This is a genomic window from Streptomyces viridosporus, assembly GCF_002078235.1.
GTDB lineage: Bacteria > Actinomycetota > Actinomycetes > Streptomycetales > Streptomycetaceae > Streptomyces > Streptomyces viridosporus.
In genome coordinates this window covers 377-5,115 of record NZ_MSGP01000545.1, presented here as the reverse complement: position 1 = coordinate 5,115, position 4,739 = coordinate 377, and the positions used below count along the sequence as shown (strand labels likewise).

The 4,739-nt window shown below is 69.4% G+C and carries 4 protein-coding genes; all 4 read left to right on the top strand.

The features are described from left to right. Positions 1 to 255 precede the first annotated feature (255 nt). On the top strand, positions 256 to 1,572 hold the full coding sequence (locus B7L92_RS31940; RefSeq protein WP_081240788.1) for an ABC transporter substrate-binding protein: 1,317 nt from the start codon (positions 256 to 258) through the stop codon (positions 1,570 to 1,572). A gap of 14 nt (positions 1,573 to 1,586) precedes the next feature. Further along, positions 1,587 to 2,588, top strand: coding sequence for a carbohydrate ABC transporter permease (locus B7L92_RS31935; protein ID WP_081240787.1), 1,002 nt, complete (start codon positions 1,587 to 1,589; stop codon positions 2,586 to 2,588). 58 nt (positions 2,589 to 2,646) lie between these two features. Continuing rightward, a complete protein-coding gene (locus tag B7L92_RS31930) occupies positions 2,647 to 3,486 on the top strand; it encodes a carbohydrate ABC transporter permease (RefSeq protein WP_043496023.1) in 840 nt (279 codons plus the stop codon). A gap of 29 nt (positions 3,487 to 3,515) precedes the next feature. Next, positions 3,516 to 4,739 (top strand): GH1 family beta-glucosidase (locus B7L92_RS31925; RefSeq protein WP_255311233.1); only part of this gene is annotated, 1,224 nt, incomplete at its 3' end.

Below are 4,739 nucleotides of genomic sequence, written 5' to 3'. Positions count from 1 at the left end.
GGAGTCGGGGGTCATGGGGCGGCTCTCCTGTTCAGGAAGTGAACGGTGTGGGGGAGTTGGGAGCGCTCTCGCCGCTGAATGGTTCATCCCTGGAACAGATGAGTCAAGAGGTGCGGCGAGAGTCGGCGGAGTCCGTCCAAACCCTTGACGTAGTCCCGTCCGAGGGTTTAACTCACGTCCTAAATTAAGCCATGAGGCACTGCCTGCGGGCCCTCCCGGAGGCATTCGGCATTCCCGGAAAGGGACACCAGGAGCATGCGCAGCATCCGAGCCGCGGCCACAGGCGCCGTCATCCTGTCTCTCGCCCTCGCCGCCTCGGCCTGCGGAGGCGGATCGAGTACGGGCGGCGGGTCCAACGACTCGCCCGAGGAGCTCACCTACTGGGCGTCCAACCAGGGCGCGAGCATCGAGATCGACAAGAAGGTGCTCCAGCCCGAGCTCGACAAGTTCGAGAAGCAGACCGGCATCAAGGTCAAGCTGGAGGTCGTGCCCTGGTCCGACCTGCTCAACCGGATCCTCACCGCGACCACCTCCGGCCAGGGCCCGGACGTCCTGAACATCGGCAACACCTGGTCGGCCTCGCTCCAGGCGACCGGCGCGCTGCTGCCCTGGGACGCGAAGAACTTCGAGAAGATCGGCGGCAGGGACCGCTTCGTCGACTCCGCCCTCGGCTCGACGGGCGCGGAGGGCCAGGACCCGGCCGCCGTCCCGCTGTACTCGATGGCCTACGCCCTCTACTACAACAAGAAGATGTTCGCCGACGCCGGCATCGAGCAGCCGCCGGCCACCTGGGACGAGCTGGTCGCCGCCGGGAAGAAGCTGTCCAAGGACGGCAAGTGGGGCATCGGCATGGAGGGCTCGAACCCTGCCGAGAACATCCACCACGCCTTCGTCTTCGCCAAGCAGCACGGCGCCGACTTCTTCACCGCCGACGGCAAGGCCGACTTCGCCAACGACGGCGCGGTCGCCGCGGTCAAGCAGTACGTCGACCTCATGGCCAAGGACAGGATCATCGCCCCGGGCAACGCCGAGTACGCCCAGAACCAGTCGGTCGGCGACTTCGCCAAGGGGAAGACCGGCATGCTGCTGTGGCAGTCCGCCTCCGCCAACCTCACGTCCCAGGGCATGAGCGAGGACGCCTACGGCATCGCCCCGGTGCCCGTGCGGTCCGGCACCCCCGGCCCCGGCAAGCAGGTCAACTCGATGGTCGCGGGCATCAACCTCGCCGTCTTCAAGAACAGCGACAACCTCGACGGCGCCACCGAGTTCGTGAAGTTCATGACCAGCGACGCCGAACAGAAGATCCTCAACACCGCCTACAGCACCATCCCGCCGGTCAAGGCCGCCCAGCAGGACCCCGCCTTCGACTCCCCGGCCAACGCCGTCCTGAAGGACACCCTCGCCAAGAGCGCCGTCGCCCTGCCGCAGGTCCCCGACGAGTCCCAGTTCGAGACCGCCGTCGGCACGGCCGTCAAGGACCTGTTCGCGGACGCCGCCGCCGGACGCGCGGTGACCACCGCCTCGGTGAAGGCCGCGCTCACCAAGGCGCAGCAGCAGATGCCCAAGAAGTGAGTCCCGACACCGCCATGACCGCCACTGCCCCCGCAGCGCAGGCCGCCGTGCGGAAGGATGCCCCCGGTGCGGCGCGCGGCCCCCGCCGCCGCCCCGGGCGGATCCGCCGCATCGGACTGCCCTACCTGCTCCTCCTGCCCGCCCTGATCCTCGAACTCCTGGTCCACCTGGTGCCGATGGTGATCGGCATCGTGATGAGCTTCAAGGAGCTCACCCAGTTCTACATCCGCGACTGGGGCACCGCCCCGTGGGCCGGACTCGACAACTACAAGGTGTCGGTGGACTTCGACGCCCCCGTCGGCGCGGCCCTGCTCCACTCCTTCCTCGTCACGGTCGCCTTCACCGTCCTGTCGGTCGGCCTGTGCTGGATCGTCGGCACGGCCGCCGCGATCTGCCTGCAGGACACCTTCCGCGGCCGCGGCCTGCTGCGCGCCCTGTTCCTGGTGCCGTACGCCCTGCCGGTCTACGCGGCCGTCATCACCTGGGTGTTCATGTTCCAGCACGACAACGGCCTGGTGAACCACGTCCTGCACGACCAGCTCGGCCTCACCGACAAGCCGTCCTTCTGGCTGATCGGCGACAACAGCTTCCTCGCCCTGCTGACGGTGTCGGTCTGGAAGGGCTGGCCGTTCGCCTTCCTCATCGTGATGGCCGGCCTGCAGAACATCCCCCGCGAGCTGTACGAGGCCGCCGCCCTGGACGGCGCCGGGATGCTCCAGCAGATCCGCCGCATCACCCTGCCGTCGCTCCGTGCGGTCAACCAGGTCCTGGTCCTCGTCCTGTTCCTGTGGACGTTCAACGACTTCAACACCCCGTACGTCCTCTTCGGCAGGACCGCGCCCGAGGCCGCGGACCTCATCTCCGTCCACATCTACCAGGCGTCCTTCGTCACCTGGAACTTCGGCACCGGCTCCGCGATGTCGGTCCTGCTGCTGCTCTTCCTGCTCGCCGTGACGGGCGTGTACCTCGCACTCACCTCGCGCCAGAGGAGCCAGAGGAAGGTGAAGCATGGCTAGTCCACCGACGACGGCGACGCCGGTGACCCCCGCCGCGACGAAGCCGGCGGCCTCCCCGATGGCCCCGCCCCGCTCGTTCCTGTGGTCCCGGCGGATCTTCCTGACCCTGCTCACCGGTTTCGTGCTGCTCCCGGTCTACGTCATGGTCTCCAGCTCGCTGAAACCGCTCGCGGACGTCACCGGCGAGTTCCGCTGGCTGCCGACCGAGCTGACGATCCGTCCGTACATCGACATCTGGTCCACGGTCCCGCTGGGCCGCTACTTCGTGAACTCGCTGATCGTGGCGGGGGCGGCGACCGTCTGCTCGGTGGTGATCGCGGTCTTCTCGGCCTACGCCGTCAGCCGCCACTCCTTCCGCGGCAAGCGCGTCTTCACGGTGACCGTGCTGTCGACGCAGATGTTCCCCGGCATCCTCTTCCTCCTGCCCCTCTTCCTGATCTACGTCAACATCGGCAACGCCACGGGCATCGCCCTGTTCGGCTCGCGCGGCGGACTGATCCTGACGTACCTGACCTTCTCGCTGCCGTTCTCCATCTGGATGCTGATCGGCTACTTCGACTCGGTGCCGCGGGACCTGGACGAGGCGGCGAAGGTGGACGGCTGCGGCCCGCTCGGCGCGCTGTTCCGGGTCGTGGTGCCGGCCGCGATCCCCGGCATCGTGGCGGTGGCCGTCTACGCCTTCATGACCGCCTGGGGCGAAGTGCTGTTCGCGTCGGTGATGACGAACGACACCACCCGCACCCTGGCCGTGGGCCTCCAGGGCTACTCCACCCTCAACGACGTGTACTGGAACCAGATCATGGCCGCCTCGCTCGTGGTGAGCGTCCCCGTGGTCGCCGGCTTCCTGCTCCTGCAGCGCTATCTCGTCGCCGGTCTGACGGCAGGAGCCGTCAAGTGACCGGGTTCCCCGACCGTGAAAGGACTTCCGTGACCATCGACTACGCCGCCCTCCCCGACGACTTCCTGTGGGGCACGGCCACCTCGGCGTACCAGATCGAGGGGGCCGTGGCGGAGGACGGCCGTTCGCCGTCGATCTGGGACACCTTCTCGCACACGCCGGGCCGGACCGCGGGCGGCGACCACGGCGACGTCGCCTGCGACCACTACCACCGCTGGCGCGAGGACATCGGCCTGATGCGCCGCCTCGGCACCAACGCCTACCGCCTGTCCATCGCCTGGCCGCGCGTCGTGCCGGGCGGCGACGGCCCGGTGAACGCGAAGGGCCTGGACTTCTACGACCGCCTGATCGACGGCCTGCTCGAGGCGGGCATCACCCCTTCCGTCACCCTCTACCACTGGGACCTCCCCCAGACCCTCCAGGACCGCGGCGGCTGGCCGGAGCGCGACACCGCCGAGCACTTCGCGGCGTACGCGTCGGTGGTCGCGGAGCGCCTGGGCGACCGCGTGCACCACTGGGCCACGCTGAACGAGCCGCTGTGCTCGGCGTGGATCGGCCACCTGGAGGGCAAGATGGCCCCGGGCTGGACGGACCTGACGGCGGCCGTCCGGGCCTCCTACCACCTGCTGCTGGGCCACGGCCTGGCGGCGGGCGCCATCCGCGCGGTGGCTCCCGGCGCCCAGGTGGGCATCGTCAACAACCTCTCCACGATCCACGCCGCGAGCGACAGCCCCGAGGACCGGGCGGCCGCCGTCCGCATGGACGGCCACACCAACCGCTGGTGGCTGGACCCCCTCCACGGCCTCGGCTTCCCGGCGGACATGCGCGAGGTCTACGGCGTCGAACTCCCGGAGAAGCCGGGCGACTCGGCGACCATCGCCGCCCCGCTCGACTGGCTCGGCCTGAACTACTACTTCCCGCAGGTGGTGGCGGCCGACCCCGACGGCCCGGCCCCCCACGCCGCCTTCGTCCGCCGCGACGGCGTCCCGCGCACCGGCATGGACTGGGAGATCGACGCGAGCGGCATCGAGACGCTGCTGCTGCGCCTGACGCACGAGTACGGCGCGCGCAGGCTCTACGTCACCGAGAACGGCTCCGCCTTCCCGGACGTGGTCCGCCCCGACGGCACGATCGACGACCCGGAGCGCCGGGACTACCTGGAACGGCACCTCGCCGCCTGCGCCTCCGCCGCCCGCAAGGGCGCCCCGCTGGCCGGCTACTTCGCCTGGTCGCTGCTGGACAACTTCGAGTGG

What these genes read in the sequence shown, in the direction of transcription:
- B7L92_RS31940 (WP_081240788.1), top strand. Translation starts at nt 256, where the DNA reads ATGCGCAGCATCCGAGCCGCGGCCACAGGCGCCGTCATCCTGTCTCTC.
- B7L92_RS31935 (WP_081240787.1), top strand. Translation starts at nt 1,587, where the DNA reads ATGACCGCCACTGCCCCCGCAGCGCAGGCCGCCGTGCGGAAGGATGCC.
- B7L92_RS31930 (WP_043496023.1), top strand. Translation starts at nt 2,647, where the DNA reads ATGGCCCCGCCCCGCTCGTTCCTGTGGTCCCGGCGGATCTTCCTGACC.